Raw genomic sequence first — 13,782 nt, 5'->3', positions numbered from 1 at the left:
GCAGAATGGTTTAATAAATTGATCATAACGTCTTGCGACTAAAGATAGTGTCGATGCCAGCGAACGGATTATTTTCTGTTAAAGATAAATATTTTTAGTGAATGCGTAAAAATAAAAACCAGCAATAGCGCGAAACTGCTGTTAGTGGCTGTTTTTATTTTTTTAAGTGTAAATATTCTTTCAACTGTTTGAAATCAAACTCAAAACTAAAAAATAACGAATCTTCAATGATTTCATTGTACAAAGTATTATTATCTTCGGGATTATATACACGTCTAACAGTTCCGTATGGGTGCGTTTGGCCATGCTGCAAAATAAGTCCTAGAGAATCAATCACAAAAATATTTGATGAACGATCAATGTACTGGTATTTTTTAACTTTTTGAACATTCGCTTTAAAATTTATAGTCTTTGTTCTTAACAATTGTAGTTTTTCATTATTCATTATAACAGAATCTTTAAAGAAAACTAATGAATCAACACGATTGTAATTTTTATAACTATAAATAAATGTAGTTTTTTCTGGTGAGACGATTTTCTTTATAAATAATAAATAAGGACGAGCCTTATTTTCTTCATTGCTATACTCATCAAGGCGAGATTTATATTCTAAAACTGTTGTTTTATTCACGCTTTTTACTTTTTCATTTTTATTGTCTTTACATGAAACGAACGAAATAATTAGGATAGTAACGAAAAATCTGCATATTAATATTTTCATGTTTTAATTTTTATCGGTACTAGAATTTCTCGTTATGGATTGGAGTTCTCAAAATAGCCGCTAACGTCTTGCGACTAGAGATAGTGTCGATGCCAGCGAACTGATTATTTCCTGTTAAAGATAAACGTTTTTAGTGAATACGTAAAAATAAAAACCAGCAATAGCGCGAAACTGCTGTTATAGCTCGTTTAATTCAGTACTGAATTTCTATCCAAATCAGAATATGGAAAAACACCTTTTTCTTTGAGCTTTTCTATTAATTTACCCGAACCATTCTGTCTTGCGAATTCCATTTCATCTTTAAGTATTTCCATTGTCAAAAGTAAACCATGTTTTTTATTACCGATATAAAATTGTTTTCCTTCGGGTTCATAATTGTCGAAAAGAATACATTTATTTGGTTCGTTTTCTTCTCCGGGAAATTCACAAGTTTCACCGGGTTCTAATTTTGCCATAAATGAATAGTTACCAATTCCAGTAAAAATTCCACATAAACGTCTTTCGATTTTATTGAAGTCTGTTGTTTCTGTTTCGTCACTATTGTAATTATGTTTGGTGAATCCAACTAATTCATAAGTTCCCAATCGATTTGGTTTTGGTCCATTACCATCAGGTTTTATCAATTCCATTGTTGCAAAGCCAGTGCCTTGAATTCCATTTGGATAATAATACATATCAACCGCACCACCGATTTCAAAAGGAATGATTGCATGACCAACTATATCGTGTGATTTTCCAAGAACTTTTTCCAATCCGACTGATTTTTCTTCATAATGATTTTGAAAATCTTCATCTGTAAATTCTTTTTTTGCTTCTTTCGTGCCAAATAATTTCTTTAAAAAATTCATTTCTTTGTTTATAAGGGTTATTAAATGAGCTATAACGTGCCGCAGATTGTGATAGTTGCGATTCCAGCGCAACTGTGTACTTTCTGCTAAGATAAAATATTTTCGTGAAGAAAGAAGTTCAATTCAAGAAAAACCAGCAATAGCGCGAAACTGCTGTTAGTGGTAGTTTTTTTAGAATATAGTTTTTAAGTTAACTTTTTTGATTATCTGTTTTTCTCCTTTGGATTGATAATAAAGAATTAAATCGTTTTTTTCTACTACCATAGAATCCATTTGACCGTAATTCCATGGATTACTGTCTGATATATTTACAGTTAATTCTTTACCGGTAAAAAAATTATGAATAATTAAATTTTCAAACTTTTCATCTTCAATGTGCGCAATGATATTTGCGTTGTTTTTTGTTTCTTGTGGATAAGCATATTGTTCGCTTGGTCTGTTTTTATCTGTAAAGATGAATACTCTAGAATAACATGGACCACCACATGGAAAGCCAACAACAGTATAAAATTCGTTACAATATCTAATCTTAGACATTTGAGGTCTTGTGTCTAAAAATTTGATTATTGTGTCGTTTGAGTGTTTTGAGAAAATAGTTAATTTATAGGCATTAGATTCTGTATTTGGTATTTCTTCAAGCACTGAAATGAATTTGTCGTTTTCACATCTGTAAGTGCTATCTAATAATTTTGCATCTGAGTTAATATTTCTTTTAGCAGATTTGGTTGGAATTTCTTTTATTTCCTGAGTTGATTCCATTTTTTTTGAATTTCTGCAACTCAGAAATAGCAAGGCAATAAATATTAGAGATGTTCTCATTTAACGGATTTCTGTAAAATTCACACTAACGTCTTGCAGCTTGAAATAGTGGCAAAGCCAGCGAACTAATTATTTTCTGTTAAAGATAAATATTTTTTGTGAAGAAAAAACGTCAAGGTAACAAAGCAATCCAGCCATTATCACAAACTGCTGTTAGGCAAAGTGTTGTGTCCTATTTTGGCTCCCAATCTTCATAATCAAACCAAATCTCTTTATTTTTTTTAACTCGCTTAATTATTCGTTTTTTTGGGTCACTCCATTCTCTTGTTTTAGGATTATAAATTCTGTAACCATCATTGTCATAATAGACAATTCCTTTTTTATCACAAGTTTCAATTATTTTCACTTTAATGAGGAAATCTTTGAAATTTAACTCAGTAATTATTCCTTTTGCATTACAGATATCATCATCATATTTTTTCTCTTGCAAATCGCTGACAAATCCTTTTCGATAGCTAAAATCAACTGTGTTGCCAATTTTATATTTGGCAAATTTTTCTTCTTTTCTAGAGAGTTGTATTTTTTTTGAATTTTCCCAGTAATCTTTATAATATTGAATTTGCTTATCTAAATCGATTTCTTTGTTATTCAAATGTCGGTGATAACTTTGCAAAATAATTCCGGACATATCATCGGGATGAAAAATTCCCTTATCATTAAAAAACTTTGAAAGTCTTGAACCTGCCCAAAGTTGCCAATTATTTCTCAACCACATTCCAAATCCTAGATGTACCCTTCCTGAAAATTCATCTTCTGACAATTGCTTTAATTTGGTTCTTGTACTGTCTGGCCAAAATGTGTTTATTTGTTTAAAGCTATCCTCTAAATCTTTTGGAATGTAAATTCCATTTAAAGAATCTGTCGTAAATCTAACTTTGTCCTCTGACTTTGATTTTTTATCATTGGTCTGACCAAAGCAAATTACGGTTGCAAAAATGAAATATGTTATTGATAGCAGTTGTTTCATAACATTGTGCCTAACGTCTTACGTCTTGAAATAGTGGCAAAGCCAGCGACCTGATTATTTTCTGTTAAAGATAAATATTTCTCGTGAAGAAAAAACGTCAAGGTAACAAAGCAAACTAGCAATAGCGCGAAACTGCTGTTGTGCGTAGTACCTATAACTTTTTACTAACTGAGTCAATAACATTCGTTACTAGATTTGGACTTGTAGGTTCGTTCTCCTTTCCTCCATACCCAGTTTGTTGATGAGAGAAGATTGCTTGAGTTGCTTGCATTAAAAGTTTATCATTTCCATCATCTGATTTTGCAGTATTTAATAAACTTAGAGTTGATTTCATAGCATTTGCTTTGTGCATATTTATTATTGTATTATGCATTTGAGCATTATAGTTTTTAATACAAAATACTATTCCGAAGATAAAAATTGAGTATAAAAATAACTTTGTAATTAAAAATTTATAATAAGTAAAGTAAATAGTATTTGAAACTAGTAAGTCAATCTTTTCTCCTTTCCCAAGCATCTGTTTTTTGACACTGATAGCTATTTCTGAAAAGCATTTATTAGAGTCTAGACTGAAAAACAGAATGACCAAAAGAAGAACAATCAAAGCTCCTGTAATTATAGCCCACATATTCGCTGATTTTTTATTTTTTTCTGCCTCAAATTGAAAATCTAGTTGTTTGTCAGCGATTTCCAATTTTGTTTTAAACTCATCAAATTTTTTCTCTTCATTTATTAAATTCTCTTTTTCATTTTGCAATTCTATTCTTAACTTTCGTATTTCATTAGCTTCATTGTCAATTTTTCTTTTTTCTTCTTCAAATTCTTTTTTAGTCTTACTTATTATTTCATTCTTCTCCTTTTCTGTCATCAATGAAAAGTCATTTTTAGAAAATTCTAAATCTTGTATTAATGTTGATGCTAAACTTTTTAATTCTGATACAGAAGTTCTATAATCATTCACATTTGCCGGTTTGCTATTAATTCCAGCTAAAATTTTAGTATATTCTTCTTTTGAATTAAAAAACTTTTGTACGTACAATCCTAACTTGTTTTTTGTGTCAATTAAAATTTCAATTTTCATGCTGTTGTTAGTAGCAACACTATCTTCTAACTGAATAATTAAATCTTCTAGTTTATCTATTATTTCATTCATAAATGTTGAATTTTAATTGTATGGTCTCAGGTATTACGCACAACTAACAGATATACATTATAAAAATCAAAATCACATCTGCTATTGTTAATCAAACCTACAAAATTTCGCACGAGTTAACAACCCTTATAAGTAGGATTTTAGTTAAGTTATTAACTAAAAATGTTTATAGTGAGGGGAGTTTCCTCCACACTTCCTCCACACTTCCCTCGCAAAAAGTACCCGTTTTGCGAACAAAACCCCAACATTACCCGAACAACACCCGAAGCCGGTCATTAAAAAGGAACAATTTGACTAGTCAATACTAGTCATCAGTAGTCATGAGTAGTCAACAAACATCAAAACCGGTCAAAACCGGTCATTGGTAGTCAGCCACTTGTGTGCCTTAAAACCGCACTATAGCTTTGTTCTTAATCAGTGACCAAACCGGGCTGAGGAAATATTTATTAATCCCAAAAAACTAAAACATTATGGGAACATACAACAAGGGCATACTAGGCCCGTTTTCAGGAAAAGTTGGTACCGTGGTAGGTGCCAGTTGGCGAGGTAAAGACATATTGCGCTCACTACCTAAAAAGACAGACCGCACGCCAACAGAAACTCAAATGCTGCAACGGTTAAAGTTTACCACCGTAAGCGAGTTTTTAACCCCTATTAGCAACGTGATTACCCGTTACTATGGGTCGGGCAGTGGAGAACTCACCCGCCGCAACCAAGCCATGTCTTACCACATGAAAGAAGCCGTTAACTATGTTGATCCAAACTTTGTGATGGTATACAACAAAGTGCAAATTAGTAAAGGCGATTTGCTGGGCGTGCAAAACCCCACAGTAGCAGTCCCGGGTGGTGATAAAATTACCTATAGTTGGGTAGACAACTCAGGGCAAGGTACCGCTAAACCTACTGACCAACTGGTAGTAGTGATTTATGCTCCGACAGAAAACTTGTATTATTCTTTGCTCAATGCAGCTGTACGATCTGATGGAACAATTAATCTTGATATGCCAACTTATTTTAACGGTTTACAGGTACAAAGCTGGATAACATTTGCAGCAGCCGATGGAAAAAGTTATGCTACTAGTGTTTATATGGGAGCGGTGACGATAGGATAGAGGATAGAAATGAGAAGCAAGAAGCAAGAAACTAGATGTGAGAGACGAGAGGCAAGAATCGAGAGACGAGAAACGAGAAGCAAGACTTTTGTAGGTCTTCAACTAGACACTTTTGCTACATCCTGTTTTCTTACTTCTCGTTTCTATTTTCTAAACCCTTTTCTCTTACGTCTTGCCTCTCGATTCTTGCCTCTTGCTTCTAACTTCTAGTTTCTATTCTCTATAAAAAAACTATATTTGATATTTCTAAGGCTTTTCTCTCTCTTATAGCGCTATTGCCTTTAAACCTAAACCAAACAAAACATGAAAAAATTATTATTCTTATTTGCTATTGGCTACTCGGCTATGGCATTGGCACAACAAGACAAACGACTAAAAGGGATTGAGGTTGAACTAAACAAGATTTTGGTCACGGCCAAAGCAGCCGGATTTGCAGTGGCAGTGGTTGAAGGTGATAAGATTATTTATGCAAAAGGTTTTGGGTATCGCGATTATGAAAATAAGATTCCGGTAGATGCCAATACTTTGTTTGCCATTGGCTCTACTACAAAAGCGTTTACTTCGGCTATCTTAGGACAATTACGTGCAGCAGAGAAGTTGTCTTTGGATGACAGCCCACGAAAATATGTTCCTGAGTTGAAATTTTTTAATGATAAGATGAATGAGAATATTATCATTAAAGACTTGATGTGTCATAGAACCGGCATGTCGCGTCATGATTTTTCGTGGTATTTTTTTCCCACAACCTCTAAAGACAGTTTGATACAACGCTTGGCGCATCAGGAGCCGTTTGCCGGCGTAAGAGAAAAATGGTTGTACAACAATTTTATGTTTTTAACCCAAGGTGTTATTGCCGAGCGTATCACCGGAAAAAGTTGGGAAGACAATATCAAAGAGCGTTTCTTCACACCGCTGGGCATGACCAGGTCTAATACGTCAATTGGAGAAATGAAGACCGCTACCAATGCGGCTTTTGGTTATCAATTAAAGAAAGAGACTATTATCAGCAAAATGGATTATTATGATATTTCGGGTATGAGTCCGGCCGGAAGTATTAACAGTAGTGTGAATGACCTGTCAAATTGGATGATTACTTGGCTTAACAAAGGAAAGTTTAAAGGGCAAGAGCTTATTCCGGAGAGTTATATTCAGGAAGCCATGAGTTCTCAAATGGTGGTTAGCGCCGCCTTACCAGATAAAGAAAACCCGGATATTCATTTTGCTAACTATGGTTATGGCTGGTCTTTAAAATCGTATAAAGGACATTACCGAGTAAGTCATGGTGGCAATATTGATGGTTTTTCAGCCGATGTTACTTTGTTTCCAAGTGATAATATTGGGATAGTAGTATTGGCCAATCAAGATGGTTCAGCTGTTCCGGGCCTAGTTAGGAATACCATTTCAGATTATATCTTGAAAGTGAACAAAACCGATTATGTAAAAATTTATACAGAAGATATGGCTAAGGCCAAAAAAGCAGAAAGTGAGGCTAAGAAAAAAGCAACTTCTTCAAAAGTAGCCCATACTAAACCGTCTCACATTTTACAAGATTATACCGGAAAATACAGTAATCCGGGTTATGGTGAGTTTACCATAGCCAATGAAAACGATTCGTTATTTGCAAATTTTAAGTTTAAAAAACTTTATTTGAGACATACTCATTATGATATTTTTGAACCTTTTGAAGTGCATAAAAAAGTGATTGATACAACAGATAGTGGTGGTAATACCCGTTTTAATTTTGCTACCAATGAAAGTGGTGAGATTGCTTCAGTAAAAATAAAATTAGAAGCGATGTTGGATCCAATTGAATTTAAGCACAAACCTAGTACTATAAAAGTCAGTAAAGAGGTTTTGGCTCAATATGTCGGCGATTATGAATTGGCAGGAATAACGATTAAAACTTATATTAAAAATGAGGATAAACTTTTTTTGTTTGTACCGGGACAACCGGAATACGAATTGTTAGCCACCGACAAGCATAAGTTTTCCTTTAAAACCCTTGAAGGATTTAAAGTAGAGTTTGTAGAAGAAGCTGATAAAACCATTAAAAATGTGATTTTAATTCAGCCTAATGGAAAGTTTACAGCGAAACGGAAGTTGTAGAGGTTTAATTGTATCAATTCAGTCTATTATGGGTTTAAAAGCGTGTGTATAGTTTAACTTTTAAAACTATAAATGAGATTTTTAAATAAAACATTTATATTTGCCCTCGAAATGAAAAACATCTTTATACATATCAATCGCTCACAGAGAGCACTAATCAATGATAGTTTAAAAGGATTTTATCCTTTGAAACGATCGGGATGTGGTATGTATTTAGGTTTGGTAAGTAATAATTAGGTTATTCCAATTGATAAATATAACAGAAGCGTCCTTGAAAAAGGGCGCTTTTTTTGTGCCAATAAGTAACAAATAGAAAAAAAAATAAAAAAAGTTTTGAATAAATGTTTAATGCATAAACCAAATATTGAAATATAGCCTTGAAAAGTAATCCGATGAGAGACAGTCATTTGGTAATTTTAAGACTCTGCTCCTTGTGGCGGACAGGAATTCTTTTGATTTAAAATAGATGCTAACCAATTGATAATCAGTAAAATAATTTTAAAAAAGATTTGGAAGTTAGTTTTTTTTGACATTATCTTTGCCGAAGAAAATAAGACATCAGGTAGCAGACTGCAATAAGCAGATCTAACAAATGAAATTATGAGAACAACAATTTTACGATATAGTGAGACACAAAGAAAAGATAGTATTATGAATATAGTATTTATAGATAATGAGCAACAACTGGCTTACCCGAATGCAGATTTTGGGTATAAGAAAAAACAGGTGCATAGGCAAGTCATAGGATAATAGTATCTTGTATGATGATATGAAGCACCTTTAACGAGGTGCTTTTTTTATGTCTTATAATGACTGTTTGTGAAGCGTTAACAAGTTAAAGCTCTTTAAAATATCAAAGATTTTGTAGCTCAACGGTAGAGCGGTGGGTTGTTAACCCAAGGGTTGCAGGTTCAAATCCTGCCAGAATCGCACAAAGTTCTGTAGAAAGGAACAAGGCTCATTGGTCCCGATAGCTATCGGGATTCTCGACTGTCTCTCGAGAGATGCGGGTTCGAAATGCTTTAGCATTCACGAACTCCTATTGAAAACAATAGAAGCGAAGTGAGTAATCCCGCATGAGCCGCTTTTTTAGTGTTCAGTGTTCGGTGAGCAGTGTGCAGTAAAGAGAGTGACTGGGAAGGCTACAGGTTTGGGTCCTGCTTTCCAGACTAAAGGAAACACGCCAAAGTGAGAGAGTTGGGCTTGTCTGTAAAACAAGTGTTTAAAACTGAGTAAGTGCAAATCTTACTGTTTCCACCATAGAGATTTGTGATGTAATGGCTAGCATACAAGATTTTGACTCTTGTTGTTCAGGTTCCCCCGATAGTTATCGGGGCTGGCAAATCGAAAAAAGGAATAGTGGTGTATGTGGTATGCACGTCGGTCTGAAGCACCGAAGGTACTCGTTCAACTCGAGTCTGTTCCACAAGAAATGAAGTTTAATTTAAAAAATGAAATGTTATGACAACTTACAACAGAATAGCTTTAGTAGGTATTGAATGGGAAGAATACCAAGTCATTAAATCTAGCTATACAGGTCTTATTATTTGGCATCAATCTATTCCAAAAATTGTGGTTAAGAATGGTGTGCTGTATATGGAGAAAGAGTCAGGTGTAGGAATGCTACCTGTTGATAAAGTTGTGTATTACGGAATCTATGATAATGATTTTGATTTTATAACTGGTTTGGTCATTTGGGGTGGACCTTGTTTTCCTAATGCAAGCGCTATGTTGGATTGCCGATTAAAAATTCCCTGTTTAATTAAAGCGATGAAATATTCCAGGTTTAGTTCTCCAAGAGGATTTGTTGCTGCAGGTGCAGAGGTTGAAGTATTGGAAGATACTGTTGCCAAATGGGGAAATTGGCATTGTGGAGAGAATAAACATCGGTTTTTAGGACAGTGGGAAAGCGATTATGCCGCTACTATAGAACCCTTTTTTGAAGGCGATGCTGTTCGTATTATGATCGTTGGCGATAAAGTTTGGCAGATAAAACTAGAAGGCGAAACATGGTTAAAATCAATACATCCTAACAATGCCGGATTTATGAAAATAGACCAAGATTTGTTAGCAGATACAATTCATATAAAAAGAGTATTACAGATGGATATGATTGGAAATGATTATATCATAAGTAACGATGGTAATAAATATTTATTAGAAGTAAATCACATTCCCAATATTACCCGATTTGAAGAAGTCAGAAAAACTTACTTAGAAACGGTTATTCAATGGATTGCTGATTAAAACGATACTAAACAAGTCTTGTTGGGTGTTTCTGTATAGCACTATTGTGGTGAATGTTGCTGAGAAGCATTATGTTTTACTATACAACTTGATTTGGAGGTTTTGGTAGTTTCCCAAAAAACTATCCACCATAAGTACTATGTGTCGCGGGTTCGATTCCCGTTCTCAATTCAGAATGAGATAGCTCAGTTGGATAGAGCAATAGTTAATGCGAAGGTTCGAGTCCTTCTCTCGTCCTCAAGACGAGGTAACTCAGTTGGTAGAGTACTACACTTTTAATGTAGCTGTTAGAGAACATCAACTCTAAAAAAAATGATGACACAAAAGAAGACGATTTGGTCTTTGTCGGTGAAAATGAATCAGTGTTCAAATTTTACACTCACAATAAGACCTGAAAGCAAAGTTGGTTATTTGAAATTTTGGTTGGCTTTTGTATTTGATTACCCTTAAAATCGCCTACTGATTTTAAGGACTAAAAACAGTACATCACCTTTCCAAAGGATTGGGTAACGCTTTATTTTCCGTCATTGTTGGAGGATGAAGACCAATAGTTTTCTTACTTAAAAAATGTTGAATATTAAAATAAATAATTATGTTGAAAAGAATTAGAATCAATACCTACCAAGTGGGTTTGGTATTTGAAAGAGATAAATTGATTACTGTATTGAAAGAAGGTGTTTATTGGTTGTTTGGCAACAAAAATGTATTGGTCTACAATACCAACCAAGCTTTTTATCCACCGGTAGAATTGAATATCTTGTTGCAAAACAAAGATTTTGCCGAGATGATTGAAGTAGTCGAGGTAGCGGATAACGAAATGGTTTTACAATTCGTAAACGCCAACTTTAAAGAAGTCTTGACCGCAGGTAGATATGCGTTTTGGAAAGGTGTTAACTGGAATGCTTTTACCAGAGTAGACTTATCTAAAGTATACATCACAGAGCAAATCCCAATGGTATTGTTAGAAAATATTAAGTTGAGAACCTATGTGAGACGTTTTACCGTATTGAACTTTGAAAAAGGTTTGTTGTATGTAAACGGTTTGTTTGTTAAAGAATTGACTGCCGGTACTTATTACTTTTGGAATAACGCCATTACCGTAGAAGTAAAGAACGTTGATATCAGACAACAACAAATGGAAATCTCCGGTCAGGAATTGTTGACCAAAGACAAAGCTGCATTGCGTATCAACTTCTTTGTGAAGTACCAAGTAGTTAATGTAATGAAAGCTTTGGTAGACAACAAAGACTTTGAGAAACAATTGTATGTTACCATGCAGTTGGCTTTAAGAGCCTTTGTGGGTGCTTTTACTTTGGATGAATTGTTGGTAAGAAAAGATGCAATGGCCAACAGCATCTTGGAAGATTCTGATGCCAAAATTAAAGATTTGGGTTTGAGTGTTTCTGATGCCGGTATTAGAGATGTCATCTTACCTGGTGATATGAAAGAAATCATGAATCAGGTTTTAGTAGCTGAGAAGAAAGCACAAGCCAACAGTATCATGAGACGTGAAGAAACTGCAACAGTAAGAAGCATGTTGAACACGGCTAAATTGATGGAAGAAAACGAAATGTTGTGGAAGTTGAAAGAGATGGAATATGTTGAAAAAATTGCAGATAGAATTGGTGAAATCACCATTTCAGGAAGCGGTAACATCATCGGTCAATTGAAAGAGATTTTCGTTAAATAAAAAACTCCTCAGCAATGAGGAGTTTTATTGTTTTTGATGGTGTGGCGAAATGATAAACAGGTTTCCGCAATCAATAAATCCCCTGACCACTAAATAGGACATTAAAAACAAAATACTGTAAGCAAGTCTTATCGGACTTTGTTTTTCCTTAGTTGTAGTAAGCTTTATATTATGGGCTAACCTTTTCATTCTTGTAATTTATTTAACAAACCTTTGCAGGATATTGCTAAGCATTGTTTTTATAGGTGTTTGAAATTGATTTAAAAAATTATTTCGGGTTAAAAACCTTGAAGTTATACCGACTGCCGTATTTATTAAATCACTTTTAAAATCAGAGGAGTCATCATCGCTTGGAGAAAAGAATGATTTGATGAGTGTTAACGGATTTAAAGATTGGGTTAAATTATGAACCTGTGATTTGAGTTCGAGCAACTCTAAATCTTGTTTCTTTTGCAAGTGCTCAATATGCTCCATCAAAAGTTGTTCTTGTGTAATTGTTTTCATGACTACTTTTTAGAGAGATTAGGGAAGCTTGTTGTTGGTTTGTAACATGCTCTTAATGACCATATTGCTTATTGGAGTTCTAATCCAAGTTTTTCTAAAGATTAAAATAATAACCCAAAGAAGAACATAACCAAAACCAACGATAAAGAAACCATAGTAATTTTTTTGTAAAACATCGCCTAACCAAAGCGCTATGCCAATAGAAAAGAATAAGGAAACCAAAGCAACAACTATAGATAGGATAAATCTAACCGATAAGGTAGAAGTAAGTGCGGCTATTTCATAAATGGCTTTATGTTTGTAAAGTTCAAATGAAGTTTTGCCATACTGCTCTACTTTTTCAAATAAATTTTCTAAAGTTGTTGCCTTGTTTTCCATAAGTATTTAATGCTTATTTTACTGAATGATCTGTTGCCAAATCTTCGGCTTTATCAATAACAGCATCAAATTTCTTAGAGGTCTTGTTATACAAATCCTCAAATTTGTTTTTTAGGTCTTGGGTATAATCATTTCCTTTTTTTAGTATTTTTCTTCTGGTTTTAGTCCCTTTGTCCGGTGCTAATAAAATACCTGCTAGGGCACCAATGGCAACGCCTCCTAAAACTCCTAATATTAACTTGTTTGTGCTCATAATGTTTTTTTTAAAGGTTTGTATTTTAAAGTCTTCTTCCTTGTATTATTCTAAGAATAACAGCTATGATAGCGATAACTAATAGAATGTGTATAATGTTTCCGGCACTATAGGCAAAAAAGCCAATTGCCCACAATATCAGTAGTACAACGGCTATGGTGTAAAGTAAATTGCTCATGATGTTTTAGTTTTTAGTTAATTTTTTAATACAATAAAGGTAATCCATTTAAAAATCAAATGTCTTACAGAATTCATTGTAAGAGTTGCAAGATTCACACTTGTTCCACAAAACTAATTTACTTTGAAAATGACCTAAGCTAAGTCTGCTGATTTACAATTGTTCTAACAGAAAGAAGTCGGAAACAAAATCATTTTGTTGCTGGTAAGTCAATCTGTCTGTAGGTTTGATGGCGATGTTTATATTGTAAAATCGATTGTCATAAGAAATCATATCAAAAAGTTTTGTAATGGCATTTGATGTGCCAAACAACAATACTTCATTGTAATACAAGATGTATTCGCTTATTTTTTTGAAGTAATAATTTTGAAGATGTGATTCCCTAAACTCAATATGCTTTTCATCGTTTTCTTGAGTTTGCTTTTCTTCAAAGGAGTTTGTAGATTTTTTTTCTAAAATATCAATCGTCAGCTCAATTAAATTGGCCGATGATTGGTCGATGTAGATGCCCAATTTTTTCATAATCGTAAAATTTTAAATAGGTAATGAATAAAAAAGTACTTTTTGAGCATAATTTTTTTGATTTTAAAAAAAGCACCAAATTATTGGTGCTTTTAACTGTTATTTGTTTTTGAGGCAAACAGTTTTTTTGACAATTGATTTGAACATGAAAAGAGATTGTTACTATGTTAGTTGTTTGACTAATCTCAAATAAAATCATTTTGCAATAACAAATTCTTGAGGACAATATTTCTTGCTGATGACTTTTTAACTAGCTACTAAAAAGAACAACCTCTTTTCAAAAT

14 protein-coding genes and 4 tRNA genes are annotated in these 13,782 nt (G+C 33.6%); 8 read left to right on the top strand and 10 right to left on the bottom strand.

The annotated features are described in order from the left end of the window. Positions 1–154: 154 nt before the first annotated feature. The 5 genes from ACK4R1_RS13905 to ACK4R1_RS13885 all read right to left on the bottom strand — a co-directional run bounded on the left by ACK4R1_RS13905 (position 155) and on the right by ACK4R1_RS13885 (position 4,508). Positions 155–721 carry a hypothetical protein gene (locus ACK4R1_RS13905; RefSeq protein WP_409688289.1) on the bottom strand — a complete coding sequence of 189 codons (567 nt, stop codon included), beginning with the start codon at positions 719–721 and terminating at the stop codon, positions 155–157. Positions 722–909: 188 nt separating this feature from the next. Further along, positions 910–1,569: a hypothetical protein gene (locus tag ACK4R1_RS13900; protein ID WP_409688286.1), complete on the bottom strand. Its 660-nt coding sequence runs from the start codon at positions 1,567–1,569 to the stop codon at positions 910–912. A gap of 171 nt (positions 1,570–1,740) precedes the next feature. Next, on the bottom strand, positions 1,741–2,328 hold the full coding sequence (locus ACK4R1_RS13895) for a hypothetical protein (protein ID WP_409688283.1): 588 nt from the start codon (positions 2,326–2,328) through the stop codon (positions 1,741–1,743). A gap of 232 nt (positions 2,329–2,560) precedes the next feature. Further along, positions 2,561–3,355 (bottom strand): DUF6794 domain-containing protein, encoded by a 795-nt coding sequence (locus ACK4R1_RS13890; protein ID WP_409688280.1) that lies wholly within the window; start codon positions 3,353–3,355, stop codon positions 2,561–2,563. Positions 3,356–3,506: 151 nt separating this feature from the next. After that, complete coding sequence (locus ACK4R1_RS13885; RefSeq protein WP_409688277.1) at positions 3,507–4,508, bottom strand: hypothetical protein; 1,002 nt, start codon at positions 4,506–4,508, stop codon at positions 3,507–3,509. Positions 4,509–4,978: 470 nt separating this feature from the next. Between ACK4R1_RS13885 and ACK4R1_RS13880 the strand changes: the two genes are divergently transcribed. The 8 genes from ACK4R1_RS13880 to ACK4R1_RS13845 all read left to right on the top strand — a co-directional run bounded on the left by ACK4R1_RS13880 (position 4,979) and on the right by ACK4R1_RS13845 (position 11,663). Next, positions 4,979–5,620 (top strand): DUF6266 family protein, encoded by a 642-nt coding sequence (locus ACK4R1_RS13880; protein WP_409688274.1) that lies wholly within the window; start codon positions 4,979–4,981, stop codon positions 5,618–5,620. 303 nt (positions 5,621–5,923) lie between these two features. Continuing rightward, positions 5,924–7,726, top strand: coding sequence for a serine hydrolase (locus tag ACK4R1_RS13875; protein WP_409688271.1), 1,803 nt, complete (start codon positions 5,924–5,926; stop codon positions 7,724–7,726). 858 nt (positions 7,727–8,584) lie between these two features. After that, positions 8,585–8,656 (top strand) — tRNA-Asn (locus tag ACK4R1_RS13870). A 244-nt stretch (positions 8,657–8,900) separates the two neighbouring features. Continuing rightward, positions 8,901–8,986 (top strand) — tRNA-Tyr (locus ACK4R1_RS13865). A gap of 93 nt (positions 8,987–9,079) precedes the next feature. Further along, a tRNA-Phe gene (locus ACK4R1_RS13860) sits at positions 9,080–9,152 on the top strand. Positions 9,153–9,187: 35 nt separating this feature from the next. Further along, positions 9,188–9,973: a hypothetical protein gene (locus ACK4R1_RS13855; protein WP_409688268.1), complete on the top strand. Its 786-nt coding sequence runs from the start codon at positions 9,188–9,190 to the stop codon at positions 9,971–9,973. Positions 9,974–10,146: 173 nt separating this feature from the next. Continuing rightward, positions 10,147–10,211 (top strand) — tRNA-OTHER (locus tag ACK4R1_RS13850). A 354-nt stretch (positions 10,212–10,565) separates the two neighbouring features. Beyond that, entirely contained in the window at positions 10,566–11,663 is a 1,098-nt protein-coding gene (locus tag ACK4R1_RS13845; RefSeq protein ID WP_409688265.1) for a slipin family protein, read from the top strand. Positions 11,664–11,861: 198 nt separating this feature from the next. Here the strand turns inward: ACK4R1_RS13845 and ACK4R1_RS13840 are convergent, their stop codons facing one another. The 5 genes from ACK4R1_RS13840 to ACK4R1_RS13820 form a co-directional block, all read right to left on the bottom strand. Next, positions 11,862–12,167, bottom strand: coding sequence for a hypothetical protein (locus ACK4R1_RS13840; protein WP_409688262.1), 306 nt, complete (start codon positions 12,165–12,167; stop codon positions 11,862–11,864). An 18-nt stretch (positions 12,168–12,185) separates the two neighbouring features. Then, the gene (locus ACK4R1_RS13835; RefSeq protein ID WP_409688259.1) at positions 12,186–12,545 is read right to left on the bottom strand and encodes a hypothetical protein; all 360 of its coding nucleotides are present in this window, start codon (positions 12,543–12,545) and stop codon (positions 12,186–12,188) included. Between the two features lie 13 nt (positions 12,546–12,558). Beyond that, positions 12,559–12,798: a YtxH domain-containing protein gene (locus ACK4R1_RS13830; RefSeq protein ID WP_409688257.1), complete on the bottom strand. Its 240-nt coding sequence runs from the start codon at positions 12,796–12,798 to the stop codon at positions 12,559–12,561. Between the two features lie 25 nt (positions 12,799–12,823). After that, positions 12,824–12,976, bottom strand: coding sequence for a lmo0937 family membrane protein (locus tag ACK4R1_RS13825; RefSeq protein ID WP_409688254.1), 153 nt, complete (start codon positions 12,974–12,976; stop codon positions 12,824–12,826). A 153-nt stretch (positions 12,977–13,129) separates the two neighbouring features. Continuing rightward, positions 13,130–13,498: a hypothetical protein gene (locus ACK4R1_RS13820; RefSeq protein ID WP_409688251.1), complete on the bottom strand. Its 369-nt coding sequence runs from the start codon at positions 13,496–13,498 to the stop codon at positions 13,130–13,132. Between the last annotated feature and the right edge of the window lie 284 nt (positions 13,499–13,782).

Source organism: Flavobacterium sp. (assembly GCF_046293665.1).
In the GTDB taxonomy this organism is placed as follows: domain Bacteria; phylum Bacteroidota; class Bacteroidia; order Flavobacteriales; family Flavobacteriaceae; genus Flavobacterium.
Note: the sequence above shows the minus strand (reverse complement) of the source record. Positions and strands in the feature narration are given on the sequence as shown.

What these genes read in the sequence shown, in the direction of transcription:
- ACK4R1_RS13825 (WP_409688254.1), bottom strand. Translation starts at nt 12,976, where the DNA reads ATGAGCAATTTACTTTACACCATAGCCGTTGTACTACTGATATTGTGG.
- ACK4R1_RS13875 (WP_409688271.1), top strand. Translation starts at nt 5,924, where the DNA reads ATGAAAAAATTATTATTCTTATTTGCTATTGGCTACTCGGCTATGGCA.
- ACK4R1_RS13890 (WP_409688280.1), bottom strand. Translation starts at nt 3,355, where the DNA reads ATGAAACAACTGCTATCAATAACATATTTCATTTTTGCAACCGTAATT.
- ACK4R1_RS13845 (WP_409688265.1), top strand. Translation starts at nt 10,566, where the DNA reads ATGTTGAAAAGAATTAGAATCAATACCTACCAAGTGGGTTTGGTATTT.
- ACK4R1_RS13835 (WP_409688259.1), bottom strand. Translation starts at nt 12,545, where the DNA reads ATGGAAAACAAGGCAACAACTTTAGAAAATTTATTTGAAAAAGTAGAG.
- ACK4R1_RS13900 (WP_409688286.1), bottom strand. Translation starts at nt 1,569, where the DNA reads ATGAATTTTTTAAAGAAATTATTTGGCACGAAAGAAGCAAAAAAAGAA.
- ACK4R1_RS13895 (WP_409688283.1), bottom strand. Translation starts at nt 2,328, where the DNA reads ATGGAATCAACTCAGGAAATAAAAGAAATTCCAACCAAATCTGCTAAA.
- ACK4R1_RS13830 (WP_409688257.1), bottom strand. Translation starts at nt 12,798, where the DNA reads ATGAGCACAAACAAGTTAATATTAGGAGTTTTAGGAGGCGTTGCCATT.
- ACK4R1_RS13905 (WP_409688289.1), bottom strand. Translation starts at nt 721, where the DNA reads ATGAAAATATTAATATGCAGATTTTTCGTTACTATCCTAATTATTTCG.
- ACK4R1_RS13840 (WP_409688262.1), bottom strand. Translation starts at nt 12,167, where the DNA reads ATGAAAACAATTACACAAGAACAACTTTTGATGGAGCATATTGAGCAC.
- ACK4R1_RS13820 (WP_409688251.1), bottom strand. Translation starts at nt 13,498, where the DNA reads ATGAAAAAATTGGGCATCTACATCGACCAATCATCGGCCAATTTAATT.
- ACK4R1_RS13855 (WP_409688268.1), top strand. Translation starts at nt 9,188, where the DNA reads ATGACAACTTACAACAGAATAGCTTTAGTAGGTATTGAATGGGAAGAA.
- ACK4R1_RS13880 (WP_409688274.1), top strand. Translation starts at nt 4,979, where the DNA reads ATGGGAACATACAACAAGGGCATACTAGGCCCGTTTTCAGGAAAAGTT.
- ACK4R1_RS13885 (WP_409688277.1), bottom strand. Translation starts at nt 4,508, where the DNA reads ATGAATGAAATAATAGATAAACTAGAAGATTTAATTATTCAGTTAGAA.